This is a genomic window from Sinanaerobacter chloroacetimidivorans (assembly GCF_018128545.1).
GTDB classification, from domain to species: Bacteria; Bacillota; Clostridia; order Peptostreptococcales; family Anaerovoracaceae; genus Sinanaerobacter; species Sinanaerobacter chloroacetimidivorans.
Genome location: NZ_JAGSND010000048.1, coordinates 1 through 2,122 on the forward strand (window position 1 = coordinate 1; position 2,122 = coordinate 2,122).

Consider the following 2,122-nt stretch of genomic DNA (forward strand, 5'->3'; position numbering starts at 1 on the left):
TGACTGTATCAGGGCAGATATCTGTTTTAGTATATCAGAGTATTGAAAGACTAACTTCCGAATAACATAAAAAAACGTAACTTACTTTTTCAATTAACTCCTTGTGGAAAAGTGCTCAAAAGCTTGAAATTATGTGGTTTTTATGGTAAAATTTACTTATGAAAACCCAGAGTAATTCAGCAGCAGAACTGCTCGACATAATTGAAGAAAAGGACCGCAGAATTACGGAACTGGAACAGCAGAACGAGTGGCTGCTGGAGCAGTTCCGTCTTTTACGCCGGAAGCAATACGGTGCCTCCAGCGAACAGAGCAGTGCTGATCAGATGAATCTTTTCAACGAGACGGAGGCGACTTTTGATCTATCAGTGACCGAGCCGCCCTTGACCGAAGTGAAGGCGCACTACACAAGAACGTTCGCCTGACATCGGATAAACTGCCGAAAGAGCTTTCTGTGGAAGTAATTGAGCATGAACTGCCGGATGAAAAGCGTATCTGTCCGGTTTGCGGCGGTGCATTGCACACAATGGGCAGAGAAACAGGAGAGGAACTCAAGATTGTCCCTGCAAAAGCGGTTATTGTACGCCATGTACGTCATGTTTATGCATGCCGGAACTGTGAGGGAACCTCCGACCATGTACCGATGGTAAAGGCAGATATGCCGGAGCCCGTCATAAAAGGAGGCTTTGCTTCTCCTGATGCAATTGCACATATTGCGGTACAGAAATTTATGATGGCATCGCCGCTTTACCGGCAGGAGCAGGAGTGGAAGCTAAGCGGCATCCTTCTCTCGCGGTAGACGATGTCCAACTGGCTGATTAAGGCATCGGAGGATTGGCTGGAGCCGATCTATGAGGCGATGAAGCGTCGGCTGTGCGATCACGATATGCTTCATGGAGATGAGACCGTCCTTCAAGTGCTCCGGGAGCCGGGCAAAACGGCACAGTCAAAGAGTTACATGTGGCTGTATCGCACCAGCGGGGAGGCAAAGCATCAGCTTGTGCTGTATGAATACCAGTCGGACCGAAAGCATACGCATCCGGAAGAATTTCTAAAGGATTTTTCAGGGTACCTGCATTGTGACGGCTATGATGGCTATCATAAGCTGCCTGAGAGAATTATTGTGGTCGGTTGTCTTGATCGCCTGCGACGAAAACTGTTCGATACGATGAAAAGCTTGCCAAAGGAGAGCCGGGCGGCTTCCAATGCCGCAAAGGGAGTAAACTATTGTGATAAACTGTTTCATATTGAGAAACAGCTCGTTTCGCTGACCCCGAAAAAAAGACTGGAAGAGCGCGAACGGCTTGCTAAGCCACTGATGGGTGAATTTTTTGATTGGATTGACCAGCTTACCGTGCTGCCCAATACCCTGCTTGGCAAGGCGGTGTATTATGCAAAGTCTCAGAGAAAATATCTTGGGCGATATTTGTTGGACGGTCGCCTGGAAATATCGAATAGCCGTGCGGAGCGAAGCATCAAGCCTTTTGTCATTGGGCGCAAGAACTGGCTTTTTTCCAACACACCGGGCGGCGCAAGAGCCAGTGCGGTTTACTTCAGCCTGATTGTTACGGCAAAGGAGAACGGCTTGAATCCGTTTGAATATTTAACGTGGATTCTGACAAACGCTCCTAATCTGGGAAAACCCGGTTTTGCAGGCACTGTTAACGACTTCCTGCCCGGAAGCAGCGCACTGCTGGACAAGGTCTTTGCACCGAGACCAAACGATGTAGAACCTGAAAAATATCCATGGGAGGAAGACTAATGAAAGTAGGAAAACATACGGCATTCATGATCGAGTTTGCCTCGCCGACGGAAAAATATCACGAGAGCCTTTGAAATGGATTATTCAGGCTATGTCATTGAACATTTTCCCATGATGGAACGAGAGAACAAGCGCCTGGCACGTAAATTTGCAGACACGATAGATGACACTGTCGAATATGCCGAGAGCCACACCATAGATGACGACGATTACAGGATCATGATCAACAATGCTGATTTCCTTGGCGTAGGTGAATCTGACTTGTTGTAGCTCACGTCCGGACCAGTTTGACGCTTCGTATTATTAAGTTATAGTACTCTTCTCATTCTGGTTCTCGGAATATGTACTATACTGTTTATAGAC

2 protein-coding genes and 2 pseudogenes are annotated in these 2,122 nt (G+C 47.3%); all 4 read left to right on the forward strand.

The window, feature by feature from the left end; translation table 11 throughout:
- Window positions 1–158 precede the first annotated feature (158 nt).
- The 4 genes and pseudogenes from KCX82_RS23475 to KCX82_RS22770 all read left to right on the forward strand — a co-directional run bounded on the left by KCX82_RS23475 (window position 159) and on the right by KCX82_RS22770 (window position 2,029).
- Window positions 159–422 carry a transposase domain-containing protein gene (locus KCX82_RS23475; RefSeq protein ID WP_465250703.1) on the forward strand — a complete coding sequence of 88 codons (264 nt, stop codon included), beginning with the start codon at window positions 159–161 and terminating at the stop codon, window positions 420–422.
- Window positions 423–451: 29 nt separating this feature from the next.
- Window positions 452–607: pseudogene (locus KCX82_RS23480) on the forward strand (IS66 family transposase zinc-finger binding domain-containing protein); the annotation flags it as partial.
- Window positions 608–655: 48 nt separating this feature from the next.
- A pseudogene (tnpC, locus tag KCX82_RS22765) lies at window positions 656–1,759 on the forward strand (IS66 family transposase).
- A 36-nt stretch (window positions 1,760–1,795) separates the two neighbouring features.
- Complete coding sequence (locus KCX82_RS22770; RefSeq protein WP_227020730.1) at window positions 1,796–2,029, forward strand: hypothetical protein; 234 nt, start codon at window positions 1,796–1,798, stop codon at window positions 2,027–2,029.
- Window positions 2,030–2,122 lie beyond the last annotated feature (93 nt).

Excerpts from the sequence above, each read along its gene's own strand:
- KCX82_RS23475 (WP_465250703.1), top strand. The coding sequence starts at position 159 with ATGAAAACCCAGAGTAATTCAGCAGCAGAACTGCTCGACATAATTGAA.